11 protein-coding genes and 1 pseudogene are annotated in these 13,772 nt (G+C 70.6%); 4 read left to right on the forward strand and 8 right to left on the reverse strand.

Annotated features, from left to right (window positions below; all coding sequences use genetic code 11):
• Window positions 1-32 precede the first annotated feature (32 nt).
• The 3 genes and pseudogenes from ACWDR3_RS30470 to ACWDR3_RS30480 form a co-directional block, all read right to left on the reverse strand.
• A complete protein-coding gene (locus ACWDR3_RS30470) occupies window positions 33-758 on the reverse strand; it encodes a phosphotransferase (protein WP_450355811.1) in 726 nt (241 codons plus the stop codon).
• 21 nt (window positions 759-779) lie between these two features.
• A pseudogene (locus ACWDR3_RS30475) lies at window positions 780-1,274 on the reverse strand (GNAT family N-acetyltransferase); the annotation flags it as partial.
• Between the two features lie 158 nt (window positions 1,275-1,432).
• Window positions 1,433-2,887, reverse strand: a complete 1,455-nt coding sequence (locus ACWDR3_RS30480) for an APC family permease (RefSeq protein WP_450355791.1) — start codon at window positions 2,885-2,887, stop codon at window positions 1,433-1,435.
• Between the two features lie 112 nt (window positions 2,888-2,999).
• On the opposite strand from ACWDR3_RS30480, the gene ACWDR3_RS30485 reads away from it, so the two are divergent.
• Both ACWDR3_RS30485 and ACWDR3_RS30490 read left to right on the forward strand, forming a co-directional pair.
• On the forward strand, window positions 3,000-4,184 hold the full coding sequence (locus tag ACWDR3_RS30485) for an ROK family protein (RefSeq protein WP_450355792.1): 1,185 nt from the start codon (window positions 3,000-3,002) through the stop codon (window positions 4,182-4,184).
• Between the two features lie 183 nt (window positions 4,185-4,367).
• Window positions 4,368-7,082, forward strand: a complete 2,715-nt coding sequence (locus ACWDR3_RS30490) for a glycoside hydrolase family 2 protein (protein WP_450355793.1) — start codon at window positions 4,368-4,370, stop codon at window positions 7,080-7,082.
• Window positions 7,083-7,123: 41 nt separating this feature from the next.
• Here the strand turns inward: ACWDR3_RS30490 and ACWDR3_RS30495 are convergent, their stop codons facing one another.
• The gene (locus ACWDR3_RS30495) at window positions 7,124-8,569 is read right to left on the reverse strand and encodes a hydrolase (protein WP_450355794.1); all 1,446 of its coding nucleotides are present in this window, start codon (window positions 8,567-8,569) and stop codon (window positions 7,124-7,126) included.
• A gap of 289 nt (window positions 8,570-8,858) precedes the next feature.
• Here ACWDR3_RS30495 and ACWDR3_RS30500 point away from each other — a divergent pair, with 289 nt between their 5' ends.
• On the forward strand, window positions 8,859-9,122 hold the full coding sequence (locus tag ACWDR3_RS30500; protein ID WP_450355795.1) for a GlsB/YeaQ/YmgE family stress response membrane protein: 264 nt from the start codon (window positions 8,859-8,861) through the stop codon (window positions 9,120-9,122).
• Between the two features lie 97 nt (window positions 9,123-9,219).
• On the opposite strand, the gene ACWDR3_RS30505 is transcribed toward ACWDR3_RS30500, so the two are convergent.
• The 3 genes from ACWDR3_RS30505 to ACWDR3_RS30515 are packed head-to-tail and all read right to left on the reverse strand — an operon-like array spanning window position 9,220 to window position 11,449.
• Complete coding sequence (locus ACWDR3_RS30505; protein WP_450355796.1) at window positions 9,220-10,170, reverse strand: NAD-dependent epimerase/dehydratase family protein; 951 nt, start codon at window positions 10,168-10,170, stop codon at window positions 9,220-9,222.
• A gap of 39 nt (window positions 10,171-10,209) precedes the next feature.
• A complete protein-coding gene (locus ACWDR3_RS30510) occupies window positions 10,210-10,986 on the reverse strand; it encodes a GNAT family N-acetyltransferase (protein ID WP_450355797.1) in 777 nt (258 codons plus the stop codon).
• A gap of 40 nt (window positions 10,987-11,026) precedes the next feature.
• Window positions 11,027-11,449, reverse strand: a complete 423-nt coding sequence (locus tag ACWDR3_RS30515; protein WP_450355798.1) for a MerR family transcriptional regulator — start codon at window positions 11,447-11,449, stop codon at window positions 11,027-11,029.
• Window positions 11,450-11,543: 94 nt separating this feature from the next.
• On the opposite strand from ACWDR3_RS30515, the gene ACWDR3_RS30520 reads away from it, so the two are divergent.
• The gene (locus ACWDR3_RS30520) at window positions 11,544-12,761 is read left to right on the forward strand and encodes an MFS transporter (RefSeq protein WP_450355799.1); all 1,218 of its coding nucleotides are present in this window, start codon (window positions 11,544-11,546) and stop codon (window positions 12,759-12,761) included.
• A gap of 129 nt (window positions 12,762-12,890) precedes the next feature.
• Here the strand turns inward: ACWDR3_RS30520 and ACWDR3_RS30525 are convergent, their stop codons facing one another.
• Window positions 12,891-13,598, reverse strand: coding sequence for a chaplin (locus tag ACWDR3_RS30525; protein ID WP_450355800.1), 708 nt, complete (start codon window positions 13,596-13,598; stop codon window positions 12,891-12,893).
• Between the last annotated feature and the right edge of the window lie 174 nt (window positions 13,599-13,772).

The raw sequence follows: 13,772 nt of genomic DNA on the forward strand, positions 1-13,772 counted from the left end.
TGCGGAGAGATGTCTACGCAGGTCAGCGCGCGTCACTCCACGAACACCGCGAGCTCTCGCCGATGCGCGACCACCCACTCATAGGCACCCCGCACCTCCGCCACGACCCCTTCCGCCCGCAGCCCCACCATCGCCGGCTCGCCGCGATCCGCCCCCGCCTCGATCCCCCGCCAACACCGGTCCTGCCACCACAGAATCGTGTCGAGCAGCCGGTCCCGCCCGGTGAGCCCGTACGCGTCGCAGATCAGCCCGATCCGGCGCGCCGCCCCGGGCACGTCCGCCACGCCCGGGCCGAGGTCCAGGTACTGCCAGCAGAGGTGGGCGACGTCGTGGATGCGTTCGCCGGGGGCCGCGAGGTCCCAGTCGATGAAGGCGAGGGGCCGCCATCGGTCGCCGTCGACGGAGTAGACAGTGTTCTTGGGCGCGAGGTCGTTGTGGCATACGACCTCGCCGCCCGCCGCCGACTCCGTACCGGCCGTCAGGTCGTGGAACTCCCGTACCAGGCAGGCGACTTCGGTCAGTCCGGCATCGGTGCGGACGGCGTCCCGCTCGTGCCGGGTGACGGCCGCCCGACCCTCGATGTGGTCGAGGATCTCGCGGCCCTGATCGTCCGTGCCGAGGTAGCGGGGCGCGCCCTGCCAGCCGTGCCGCTCGAACAGGGCGAGTACGTCATGGACGTAGGCGGATCTGTCGGAGGGTGTACGGCGCACAGCGGCCCCGAGCCTGACAACTCGGTTCACAGCGCCACCGCTGAGCACCGTCTCTCCCCCGGCTGTCTCCCCCTCCGTGCGGAACGAGATCCACAGGTCCGGCGGCAGCTCCGGCCGGTCCGGCACCGGCCTGGCCTCCTCGCGCCAGGCGTCGCCCGCGACCTCCGTGGCGACGCGGCGCCAGAAGCTCACCGCGGGCGGGTTGTCGTGCTGGAAGGCGATCTCCCAGGCGCCCGGATGCCGGGCCACGATCTCCAGGACGGCCTGCAGTCCGATGCCCGAGCGCCGCGCACCGCGCACCACGAAGAAGCTGTTCAGTACGCGTGTCGCACTGTCCAGGCCGCGGACGAACGCGAAGCCGACGGGGCGGTCGTCGTGCAGAAAAAGGTAGGGCGCCCAACTCGGTTCGGTGAGGGCCGAGTCGATGCGTTCGGCGCGGAAGGTGCCGTCGGGGTTGGGCAGGACCCCGCGCATTCCGGAGAGGTCGTGCCGGAACATCAGCCAGAGGCGTTCGATGACGGCACGGTCGTCGAGGGTGGCGGGGCGCACGGATACGGCGGGCATGGAACTCCCTTGCGGAAAAGGGGCGTCGGTCGCCGAGGTGGCGGGTGGGCACGCAGAAAGCCTCCCCGGCGGACGGTGCCGGGGAGGCTTTCTGAGGTGGCAGGGATTTTAGCGTGCCGACCGTGCAGGCAGGGGCCGACAGGTGGCGACGGGTGCCGTCAGGTACCCGCGGGCTCCGCGTCCGGGGTCGCCTCGGTGACGTACTCCTCGGTGATCTCCTTCGGGCCGAACGGCCAGACCTTCTCGTACCGCGCCCAGAGGAAGAACGCGGCGCAGCCGAGGGCGAGCCAGGCCAGGGACCATTCGATGGGGTGGCGGCCCGGGGAGTTGCGGTCGGCGTAGCCGTAGATCACGCACCAGCCGATGAACGCGATGATGCTCGGCACAGGGTAGAGCCACATGCGGTAGGGGCGGCGCAGGGTCGGTTGTCGTCGGCGGAGCACCGTGAGCGCGATGATCTGTGCCAGCGCCTGGACGATCACCATGACCGTGGTGAGGAGTTGGATCAGGGTCGCGAGGTCGGTGTGGCGGCCGATCAGGAAGCCGATCGCGGTGATCACGCCCATGGTGGCCAGGCCCAGCATCGGGAAGCGGTGCTTGGGGTGCAGCTTGGCATAGGGGCGGAAGAAGACCCGGTCGCGGGCCGCGTCGTAGGGCACGCGTGAGCCGCCCAGTAGGCCGGTGAAGACGGAGGCGAACGCCGTGATCAGGATCAGTACCGTCACCGTGTCGGCGGCGCCCTTGCCCCAGGTCTCCTCCAAGACCGCCGAGGCGACGGACGTGGACGCGATGTCGTCCGGATTCGTCATGCGGTGCCAGTCGATGACGCCCAGGGTGCCGATCTGCAGGAGCAGGTAGATCGCCATGATGCCGACGATCGAGAAGAGGATGGACCGGGGCAGGTTGCGGCCTGGGTCCTTGATCTCGGCGCCCATGTAGGCGGTCGTGTTGTAGCCCAGGTAGTCGTAGATGCCGATGGTCAGACCCGCGGCGAAGCCCAGCCAGAAGTGGTCGCTCATCAGGTCGAAGGCGTGCGCCGGGTAGGTGAAGGCGAGGTGCGGGCTGAAGTCCGAGGCCGCCGCGACGATGACGAGCAGCACCGACGTGATCATCACCGCCCACATCACGGCGGTGATGCGCGCGATGTGCTCGATGCCGCGCCAGAGCAGGATCACGACGAGGGCGATGATGCCGAGGCCGACCAGGTCGCCACCGGTCTGCCCCAGGTCCGGTGCCAGATAGCCCAGGTACTGGACGAAGCCGACCACGCCCGTGGACATGATCAGCGGGATGAAGAGCATCGCCGTCCACACGAACAGGAACGGCATCAGCCGGCCCGTGCGGTACTGGAAGGCCTGGCGGAGATAGACGTAACTGCCGCCCGAGCCCGGCATCGAGGAGCCGAGCTCGGCCCAGACGAGGCCGTCGGCGAGCGCGAGGACGGCACCGGCGACGAAGCCGATCACCGCCTGCGGGCCGCCGAACGCGGCCACCATCAGCGGGATCGTCACGAACGGCCCGATGCCGCACATCTGGCTCATGTTGATGGCGGTCGCCTGGAACAGGCCGACGCGCCGGACGAAGCCACCCGAAGGTGGCGGGCTACCGGACATGGGGACTCCTGGAGATGGGCGCGGGCCGCCCGGCAGGGCTGACTGGGCGATAAAGTTAAGGAGCCTTACTTGATGCGTCAAGAGGTAGCCCTCTATGCGTGAGAATGGTGCGATGCCCGCCAGTGACGTCGTAGAGCAGCAGGGACAGCCGTGGAACCGGCAGCGCCTGCGCAGCACCAACGAGCGGCTGCTCCTCGACCGGCTGCGCTCGGCGGGTGCGGCCTCCCGCGCCCAACTCGCCCGCGACACGGGCCTGTCCAAGCCGACCGTCTCCAGCGCGCTGGCCTCGCTGGCGGCGGCGGGCCTGGTGCACGAGGTCGGCACGCACGCGCCCGAGCGCGGTCGTACGGCCGTGCTGTACGCCCCCGACCCGGCCGCCGGGTACGCGCTCGGGGTCGACGTCGGCCGCAGCTGGCTGCGGGTGGCCGTGGCCGACCTGGACGGCGCTGTCGTCGCCCGCGCCGACGTCCGCAACCGCGCCCGCGGCTCCGCCGCCATGGCCGACCTGGTGGTCGGCGCCGCCCGCCAGGTCGTCGAGAGTTCCGGCGTGGACCCGGCCGAGGTGGTGCACGGGGTGGTGGGCACGCCGGGCGTGTACGACGAGAAGCGGCGGCGGGTGCGGTACGCGATGCATCTGCCGGGGTGGGGCCGCGCCGGTCTGATCGACCGGATGGGCGAGGAGCTGGGCATCCCGCTGGAGGTGCACAACGACGCCAACCTGGCCGCGCTCGGCGAGTACACCTACGGCGTCGGCGCGGGCAGCCGGCTGTTCGCGTACATCCTGATCGGCACCGGTCTCGGGATGGGCGTGGTGGCCGACGGCAGGCTGTTCACCGGCGCGCACGGGCTGGCCGGTGAGATCGGGTTCCTGCCGTGGCCTGGTCAGCAGAAGCCCGAGACGCTGGAGGACGCGGTGTCGGGGGTGGCCGTCGTCGAGGCGGCACGCACCTTCGGGATGAGCGGGCAGCTGACGGCCAAGGCCGTGTTCGACGCGGCCCGGCACGGAAACCCGGCCGCGGTGAAGGCGGTTCAGCTGGAGGGCGAGCGGATCGCGCACACGGTCGCGGCGGCGGCCGCGGTGCTCGACCCGGACCTGGTGGTACTGGGCGGCGGGGTGGGCCACAGCGTCGACCTGCTGCTGCGTCCGGTGCGGGAGCGGCTGCGGGCGCTCACCCCGCTGCGGCCCAAGGTGGTACCCAGCCGGCTGGGCGAGGACGCGGTCCTGCTGGGCGCGGTGGCGACGGCGTTGGGGACCGCGCGGGACGTGGTCTTCGAGCGCCGGTCGGCCGCGTCCTGACCAACTCTCCGGAGGGTTCCGGTGATTGACAGGGCCCATGTGCCGCCCTACCTTGAGCCGCGTTAGTAAAGTTTCCTAACTTGATGTCCACCCTGCTGCTGACGACCCTCGAACTGCTGACGGCCCTGAACCCGATGAGGCCCCGCTCCCCGCCGAGGCCTCGATGACGGCTTGGAGACCCCCGTGTTCCGTCGCCCCACCGCCGGACGCCGCCCGCTCGCCACGACCGCGCTCACCCTCGCCCTGCTCGGCACCCTCACGACGAGTGCGTGGACCGAGCCGCACGAGAGCGCCCCGCACGTCCGCACCACCCACGTCTCCGCCAGAGCCGGCAGCGCCACCCCGCTCTCCGGCTACGCGATCCAGTCGACGGCGAAGGTGAGCGACCCGGCGGCCGCGGTCTCCTCCCCCGGCTACCCCACGAGCGGCTGGCACTCGGCAGGCCCGCGCTCCACCGTCCTCGCCGCCCTGCTGGCAGACGGCCTGTACGCCGACCCGTTCTACTCGACCAACCAGCAGAAGATCCCGAAGGCCGACTTCCAGGTCCCCTGGTGGTACCGCTCCGACTTCATGGTCGCCGACACCTCCGAGCGCACCTACCTGGACTTCAGCGGGGTGATCTCGGCGGCCGACGTGTACGTCAACGGCAAGCAGGTCGCCACGGCGAAGGACGTCACCGGGGCCTACACCCACCACGAGCTGGACGTGACCTCGCTGATCCGCTCCGGCACCAACACGGTCGCCTTCCGCATCCAGCCCAACGACCCGAACAAGAACCTCACCATGGGCTGGATCGACTGGCTCCAGCCGCCGCCCGACGAGAACATGGGCATCGTCCGCGATGTCGTCGTGCGCCGCGGCGGACCGGTCGCCCTGCGCGACGCACACGTGGTGACCACTCTGGCGGTCCCGTCGCTCGCCACCGCCGACCTGACGGTCAAGGCGCAGGCCCGCAACGACTCGGACGCGCCCGTCACGGCCAAGGTCGCGGGCAGCATCGGCACCGCCTCCTTCGAGAAGACGGTGTCGCTGGCCGCGCACGAGACGAAGACCGTCAGCTTCACGCCCTCCGAGACCCCCGGCCTCCACCTGACCTCCCCGAAGGTGTGGTGGCCCGCGGGCATGGGCGACCAGCCGCTCTACGACCTCGCCCTCACCGCCTCCGTGGCCGGCAGCGCCTCCGACAGCGCGCACCAGACCTTCGGCATCCGTGACGTGCAGGCCCCCCTGAACTCCGACGGCGCCCGCCAGTACCGCATCAACGGCCGCAAGCTGCTGATCAAGGGCGGCGGTTGGTCGCCGGACGAGTTCCTGCGCTGGGACCGGACCTACGTCGAGGACCGCCTCAAGTACGCCCTCGACCTGGGCCTCAACACCATCCGCCTCGAAGGGCACATCGAACCGGACGAGTTCTTCGACTTGGCGGACCGCTACGGCATCCTCACGCTCCCCGGCTGGGAGTGCTGCGACAAGTGGGAGGGGCAGGTCAACGGCGACGAGCGGGGCGAGAAGTGGACCGCCGCCGACTACCCGGTCGCGGGGGCGTCGATGGCCGCCGAGGCCGCCCGGCTGCGCGACCACCCGAGCGTGATCTCGTTCCTCATCGGCAGCGACTTCGCGCCTGACGCGACCATCGAGAAGACCTACCTCGACGCGCTCAAGGCCGCCGACTGGAAGACTCCGATCGTCGCCGCGGCCTCCGCCAAGTCCTCGCCGGTGAGCGGCAGTTCGGGCATGAAGATGACCGGCCCCTATGACTGGATCCCGCCGAACTACTGGTACGCCAAGCGCGAGGGCGGCGCCACCGGCTTCAACTCCGAGACCAGCGCGGGCCCCGACATCCCCACCCTCGACACCCTGCGCCGCATGATGACCCCGGCCGAGCTCGACACCCTCTGGAAGAACCCGGACGCCAAGCAGTACCACCGCTCACCGTCCTCGACCTTCGCCACCCTCAAGCTCTACGACAACGCCCTCACCGGCCGCTACGGCGCCCCGACGGGCCTGGCCGACTACGTCCGCAAGGCCCAGCTCGCCCAGTACGAGAACGTCCGCGCCCAGTTCGAGGCGTACGGCCGCAACGCCACCGACGCCTCCAAGCCCGCGACCGGTGTCGTGTACTGGATGTTCAACAGCGGCTGGACCTCCCTGCACTGGCAGCTGATGGACCGTTACCTCGACCAGGGCGGCGCCTACTTCGGCGCGAAGAAGGCGGGCGAGCCGCTGCACATCCAGTACTCCTACGACGACCGCACGGTCACCGTGGTGAACAACCGGCACGCGTCGGTGGGCCAACTCACCGCGCGAGCAACGCTGTTCAACACCGACGGCACCCAGAAGTACGACAAGAGCGTGACCGGAGTGACGGTCGCCGGCGACGGCGCGCACAGCACCCCGCTCACCCTGCCCGCGTCGGTGAGCGGACTGTCGACGACGTATCTGGTGCGCCTGACGCTGACCGACGCGTCCGGCAAGGAGGTGAGCCGGAACGTGTACTGGCTCTCCACCAAGCCCGACACGCTCGACTGGGACAACACCGACTGGTACTACACGCCGACGACGAGCTACGCCGATCTCAAGGGGCTGAACTCGATGGCTCAGGCTCCGGTGTCGGCCCAAGGAGCCACGGTGTCAGCCGACGGCACGTCGACCACGACCGTCACGATCCGCAACACGGGCACGGGGAAGACGCCTTCACTGCTCACGGACGTCCATCTGGTCGACGCCCAGGGCAATCCCGTGCTGCCGGTGCGGTGGTCCGACAACGAAGTGAGCCTGTGGCCGGGCGAGTCGACGACGCTGACCGCCACCTACCGGACGGCCGATCTGCACGGGTCGGCGCCGAACGTGCGGGTCTCCGGCTGGAACACGGCGGACCGGACGGTCCCGGCGCGCTGAACCGGTGGGGTCCGGCCGCCGCCGGGCCCCACCGGTCGTCGTCAGCTGACGTTGAGCGCGGTGTCGTCGATGACGAAAGACGTCTGGAGGGTGGAGCCCTCGACGCCGCTGAACTTGATGGTGGCGGTGGTGCCGGCCAGGGAGGAGACGTCGAAGCTCTTCAGGACGTATCCGGAGGCCGCGTTGAGGTTGGAGTACGTGGCCAAGGTGGTGGATCCGGCGGTGACCGTCAGTTTGTCGTAGGCGGTGCTGGTCGTGGTCTCCGCGGTGTCCACGTGCAGATAGAAGCTGAGGGTGGCCGAGCACCCGGACGGGATCGTCACCGACTGGGACAGGGTGTCGGTGTGGGCCGATCCGTAGCCGTCGAGCCAGGCCTTGTAGGAGCCGGTGCGGGCGGCCTCTCCGCTGTCGTTGGTGATGACACCGCTGCTTGCGGTCCAGGTGGTGGCCCCGGACTCGAAGCCCTGGTTGCCGAGGAGTTGGGCCGCGGTGCAGGTGCCGTCGCCGCCACCGTCGTCGCCGCCACCGTCGTCGCCGCCACCGCTGTCGCCCTCACCGGCGAGCCAGGCGGTCGCGTTGAGGGCGAGCGGCGCGTTGGTGGCGCCGCTGTCGTTCCAGCCGTCGTAGAGGGTGTTGCCGGACTGGCCGGTGCCGTCGTCGACCGGTGAGGTGTCGCCCCAGAAGGCGACGCGGCCGCTGCCGAAGGTGCTGGTCGCGAAGAAGGCGCCGGTGTTGCCGGAGTAACCGGAGCGGTAGAGCAGGCCCTTGACCGAGGAGTTGTCGGCAGGCTTGAGCGTGGCGGTGGTGCCGTCGGCGATGAGGCTCTTGGTGACGGTGCCGAAGGAGCCGTGCAGTACCGGGTCGGTGCTGTCGCTGATGGCGGCCGGGTAGCCGGAGCTGATGTCGAGGGTGTCGACGGAGAAGCCGAACGGGTCGGTCGAATCGACACTGTTGTTGGTCATCAGGTCGTTGAAGATCTCGACGGCGTCCTCGCCGTCGTTGTTGCGGTCGGCGCCCGTGTGGTCGGAGATCATGAACAGGCCACCGCCCGCCTTCACGAAGTTCATGATCGCCGTCTTCTCGGCGGTGGTGAACAGCGTGTTGGGCTCGGGCAGGACCAGCGTGTCGAAGTTCGACAGGTCGGTCGTGGACGAACCGCCGTACGTCAGCGCGCTGGTGGCGGTCTTGAGACTGTAGCTGCCCGTCTTCTGCAGGGCGACGCCCCACGAGGACAGGGCGCCGGTCCAGTCCGTCTCGGCGGACGGGGTGGAGTCCTGGGAGAGCGGGTCGGGCTTGCTGGTGGAGATGATCCAGTCGGCGTTGCCGGCCTCTTCGGCGTGGCCGTCGTCGAACAGGATCCGGTGCGTGGTCGCCGCGTGAGCGGGGGCGGCGGTGACGGTCGCCTGGATCGCGGCGCCCGTGGTGAGCAGACCGAGCGTCGCGAGAGCGGCGGTGAGTCTATGGCGTGACCTGGGGAGTCCGAGCATCCTGCTTACCTCCGTGCGGAGTTGGGGGCTATGGGGGGAGAGCGATGCGGGACCGTGACTACGCGCGTAGAAACAGCACATCTGCGCGCGTAGAGCCGTGACCGGACGCCACCTGCGCGACCGGCCGGTTGAACCGTACATGGCAGGAGTGGGGGTGAACAGGCGTCATCCGGCACACCCGGCCCGACGTTGACCGGACGTTGACCGGTGGTTGAAAAACGGAACGGACTGTCCCTGCCCGATGCGGGCATTCGGTTAATGCAGAGGTACTTGACGAAGAGGGGCGGAGATGGAGATTTCGGGCATCATCAGTGCCATCGTGATCGGCATCGTCATCGGTGTACTGGGGCGGCTGGTGGTACCGGGCCGGCAGCGCATCGGCATCCTGCTGACGATCGTCGTCGGCATCGTGGCCGCGCTGATCGGTGCGGCGCTCGCCTCGGCGTTCGGCGTGGCCGACACCAAGGGCGTGGACTGGATCGAGTGGCTCATCCAGATCGGCCTTGCCGCGGTCGGCATCGCCGCGCTGGACCGGACCAGGGTGCGCCGCTGACCCACACGGCCGGTAGCGACCGGCCACCGACCCGCATGACCTGTACGAACACGGGCGGGGCGTTCCGACGAACGCCCCGCCTGATGCGTACGCGCTCTCACCGCGCGGCGGCGAGGGCGGCGAGCCCGTCGCGGGCGCCCGGGTACACCGGCGTCCAGCCCAGCTCCCGCTCCGCCTTGGCCGTGGACACCCGCATGCTCGCCCCGAACATCTCGTGCGCGTACGACATCGGCGCGGTCAGCCACAACGGCACGGTCATCGGCTTCGGCAGGCCGAACTCCTCGGCCACGCACACCAGATGGGCCCGGAACCCGAGCGGGGTGCGGTCCGCGATGTTGTACGCCTGCCCCGCGCGCCCGCGTTCCACGGCGGCGACCACCGCCCGTGCGGCGTCGGTGAGTTCGACCCACGGCAGGACACGGCCACGGTCGGCGGGAGCGGGCAACTGCCGCTTGCGCAGCATCGGCAGGAGCGCGTCGGTGCCGCCGGGCCCGTAGAACAGCCCGAAGCGCAGCGCCACTCCGGCCAACCTCGTGGTCCCGAAGGTGAGTTGCTCCTTGATGCGCATGCCCTTGAGGTGCTTCTCCAGCTCCGGCGAGGTGCCGAGCGGGGCGAACGGGTCGTCGTCCTCGGTGAGCACCCGGTCGCCGAAGTCCCCGTAGCCGTAGCCGAGGGCGATGGACTCGGAGACGAAGCGGGTGGCACCGACGGCTCGCGCGGCCTCGACGAGATGCGCGGTGCCCTCGACGCGCAGGGCATCGGTGGCGTACATGTCGCGGTGGCGCATGGGTGCCTTGCGCAGGGCGGTCGCGGCGTGGATCACGGTGTCGAAGTGCTGCCCGTCGACGGCCCGCAGCAGTCCGTCCCGGTCCATGAGGTCGGCCCGGACGCCGTTCACCCGCCCCCGGCCGAGGCCGGTGACCTTGTGACCGGCTTCGGTGAGGGCTTTGGTGATGTGTCCGCCGACGACGCCACTGGCGCCGGCGAGGAGGATGTTCTGGTTCTGCGGCGTCCTCTGGTCAGTCGTCTTCTTCTGTTCGGTCGTCATGACCGTACGACGGACCGAGCGACCGCGGATGTGACATCGCTACGGCGTGTACACGTACGGCGTCGTCGTGGTCAGCGGCTCGAAGCCGAGGCGCTCCAGGATCGGGCGGCTCTGGTGGGAGGCGTCGACCTGGAGGTAGCGGTAGCCGCGCTCCACGGCGGAGCGGGCGCGGTGGGCGACCAGGGCGCGGTAGACACCGCGTCCGCGCCAGGCCTCGATAGTGCCGCCGCCCCACAGACCGGCGAACCGGGTGCCGGGCACCAGCTCCATGCGCGCCGCGCTGACCGGCTCGTCCCCGGCGAGGGCCACGACGGCGGTCACCGTGTCCGGCTCGGAGGTGAGCCGCGCGAGCAGTTGGTGGCGCATGCGGGTGCCGTCGGTGCCGAAGGCCTTCTCGTGCACGTCCCCGACGAGTTCGACGCCCGCCGCGTCGGTGACCGGAAGCAGCCGGATGCCCTCCGGCAGTTCGGCGTCGAGGTCGATGTCGTTGACCTCGGCGATCATCAGGGTCTCCTCGGGCTCGGCCGTGAACCCGGCGGCGGCCAGCCGCTGCCCCAGGTCCACCGGCAGGTCGTGCCCGTACAGCTTCCACTCGAACTCGTGCCCGAGCCCGGAGAAGTACGCGACCTGCTCGGCGATCGCCTCGTCCGCGGTGCTCTCGTCCAGGTCGGACCAGACCACGCCGTTCCACCCGCGCGCCGAGGCGACCTGCCGTACCACCCGGCCGACCCGCTCGACCCGCGCGTCGGGCCCGTCCGGCTGGGCGCCTTCGCGCATATTGCGGTCGAAGAGGGCGAGTACACCTACATGATCCATGGGCTCACTCCAACACCCGACGGCCGAAGGGGCAACAGTTTTACGAAGATTGCACAGATACGGAGTTCTGGTCCGGGTCCGGTACGGAGTTCTGGTCCCGGTCCGGCCGCACCGCCGCGAGGTAGGCCCGCAGCCGGTCCCGGTTGCGGGCCAGGCAGTCGATGCGGGCCTGGATGCGGTCGACGTGGTCCTGGAGCAGGGCCGCGGTCTCGGGGGTCAGCCGGTCCGCGGGCAGCAGGATCTCGTCCGGCCCCGACAGATACGGCAGGATCGCCCGGATCATCTCCGTGGTCAGACCGGAGTCCAGCAGCCCGCGGATCTGCTGGACGTCCCGGACGGCGGGCTCGCCGTAGTCGCGGTAGCCGTTCTCGGTGCGGTCCGGGCTGAGCAGGTCCTGCTCCTCGTAATAGCGCAGGAGCCGCGTGGGGACGCCGGTACGGCGGGACAGTTCGCCGATCTTCACGACCGCTCCCCCATCACAGATCGCCGTTCCTCATGGCCGCCTCCGGGAAGTCGTCCTTGCCTTCACACTGATGTGAGGGTTCGACCATGGTCCCATGTCCACCGCATCCACGGCCAAGGGCACCGGCACGTCCGTGCCCGCCCCACTGCCGTGGCCGGGGCTGCTCGCCCTGTCCACGGCCGCCTTCACCGCCGTCATGACCGAACTCCTGCCCGCCGGGCTGCTCCCCCGGATGGCACCCGCGCTCGGCGTCTCCGAAGCGCGCGTCGGCTTCCTGGTCACCGGGTACGCGGCGGCCTCCTTCGCGGCGGCGATCCCGCTCACGGCACTGCTGCGCGGACTGCCGCGCCGACGCGTACTGGTCGGCGCCCTGGCGGGATTCGCGGTGAGCAATGCGGTGGTCGCGTTGTCGTCCTCGTACGCCTTCACCTTCGTGGCCCGGCTGCTCGCCGGGGCGGTGGGCGGACTGCTGTGGGCGATGCTCGTCGGGTACGCGGCACGGATGGTGCCGGCCGAGCGGCGCGGGCGGGCGATCGCGATCGTGCTCGCCGGGATCACCCTGGCGCTGTCGCTGGGGGTGCCCGCCGGAGCCGCGCTGGCCGGGGTCCTGGGCTGGCGGACGGTCTTCGCGATGCTGGCCGGGCTCGCGGTCCTGCTGATCGGCTGGGTGCGGTGGCGGGTGCCGGGCTTCCCGGGCGAGCCGCCGGGGGCACGCATACCGCTCGCACGGGTGGCCGTGCTGCCGGGTCTGCCGGCCGTCCTGTCGGTCACGCTGTTCCTGCTGCTGGGCCACCAGGTGATGTACACGTACGTCGCCCCGTTCGCGGCGCACGCCGGTCTCGGCCGTGCGGACGCGGTGCTGCTGGTGTTCGGCGCGGCCACGGTCGCCGGCATCTGGCTCACCGGCCTCCTCGTCGACCGGCACCTGCGCGCCACCCTGCTGACCGCACTCGCGGTGTGCGCGGGCGCCATGCTCTGCCTCGGTCTGTTCGCCGGGACCCACGCGGTGCTGTTCGGCTCCGTCGCGCTGTGGGGCGTCGCGTTCGGCGGAGCGCCCACGCTCATCCAGACCGCACTGGTCGACGCGTCCGGCCCGCGGGTCGCTGATGTGGCGACCTCGTTGCAGGCGACCGTCTACAACGCGGGCATCGCGACGGGGTCCCTGACCGGGGGCCTGGCCTTGGATGCCATGGGACCCGGAGCGCTTCCCTGGACGTCACTGGCGCTGATCGCGGCCGCGCTGACGACGGTGGTTCTGGGTCGCGGGTACGCCTTCCCGGTCGTACGGCGACGGCTGCCGTCCGGCTCGTGACTCGGGACGCCAACTCCCTTACAGGAGTGCCGAGTTCGGGGCGAACGACGACTTCATGAACGGAGGCCCCACCGGAAGGGGAGGTTGCCGGTGGGGCCTTCCGTACGTCCGCCGTCCGCGTCGGCGCGGTCAGCGTGTCGCGCTCGGGCGGAAGCGGCGGTACAGGGCCGCACCGCCGATGACCAGTGCGGCGCTCGCCGCGGCGGCGGGGAGCGTCTGGTCTGCGCCGGTGTGGGCGAGCGCGGGCGCCACCCGCTCCGGGGTGTGCGGTGAGACCTGCGGACCGGGGTGCGCCTTGGGCGGGGTGGCCGGCCTGGGCGTGGGGCGCGTCGGGGGGTGGGGACGGTCGCCGGAGGTGTTCACGGACTCGTTGCCCACGGACGCGTTGCCGACGCCGACCACGCTCACCGAGTTGCCGCTGACGTTCACGGGAAGGTCGATCGGGAGCTGGAGGCCGTTGCCGGAGAGGATGCCCGGCGAATCCTTTCCGCCGCCTTGAGCCACGCTGCCGCCGGAGGCGGTGGACGCGGGCGCGGTGGACCTGTGGTGTGCGCCGGAGCGGTCGGCACCGGAGCGAGGCCCCGCCGCCTTGCCCCCACCCTCGTTCGCGCATGTGTTGCCCGCGGCCGGGTTGAGGAGTCCGACCACGTTCACGGTGTTCCCGCACACGTTCACCGGGACGTGCACCGGGAGCTGGATGGTGTTGCCGGAGATCAGCCCGGGTGAGCCGGTCGCGGCACCGTCCGCCGCCGAGTCGGCGTGCGCCGGAACCGTCACGACCATCGCGCCGGAGGCGGCGGCGACGGCGATCACACCGTTTCGGGTAACCCTTCGCATAGGGTCCCTGCCTTCCAGACAAGGGCGCGGGCACCTGTCCCGCGCCGGAGAGGCGGGCGGCTGCCCGCACCGGATAAAACGCGGGCGAACCATCAGAGTTATGGCTAATCGGCCTTTCACCCCATCGAGCGGCACGGTTATCGAACTAGCCGTAAAACGGCTTCATGCGGGTCG

Source organism: Streptomyces sp. NPDC001002, assembly GCF_053599215.1.

What these genes read in the sequence shown, in the direction of transcription:
- ACWDR3_RS30480 (WP_450355791.1), bottom strand. Translation starts at nt 2,887, where the DNA reads ATGTCCGGTAGCCCGCCACCTTCGGGTGGCTTCGTCCGGCGCGTCGGC.
- ACWDR3_RS30485 (WP_450355792.1), top strand. Translation starts at nt 3,000, where the DNA reads ATGCCCGCCAGTGACGTCGTAGAGCAGCAGGGACAGCCGTGGAACCGG.
- ACWDR3_RS30495 (WP_450355794.1), bottom strand. Translation starts at nt 8,569, where the DNA reads ATGCTCGGACTCCCCAGGTCACGCCATAGACTCACCGCCGCTCTCGCG.
- ACWDR3_RS30500 (WP_450355795.1), top strand. Translation starts at nt 8,859, where the DNA reads ATGGAGATTTCGGGCATCATCAGTGCCATCGTGATCGGCATCGTCATC.
- ACWDR3_RS30505 (WP_450355796.1), bottom strand. Translation starts at nt 10,170, where the DNA reads ATGACGACCGAACAGAAGAAGACGACTGACCAGAGGACGCCGCAGAAC.
- ACWDR3_RS30510 (WP_450355797.1), bottom strand. Translation starts at nt 10,986, where the DNA reads ATGGATCATGTAGGTGTACTCGCCCTCTTCGACCGCAATATGCGCGAA.
- ACWDR3_RS30520 (WP_450355799.1), top strand. Translation starts at nt 11,544, where the DNA reads ATGTCCACCGCATCCACGGCCAAGGGCACCGGCACGTCCGTGCCCGCC.
- ACWDR3_RS30525 (WP_450355800.1), bottom strand. Translation starts at nt 13,598, where the DNA reads ATGCGAAGGGTTACCCGAAACGGTGTGATCGCCGTCGCCGCCGCCTCC.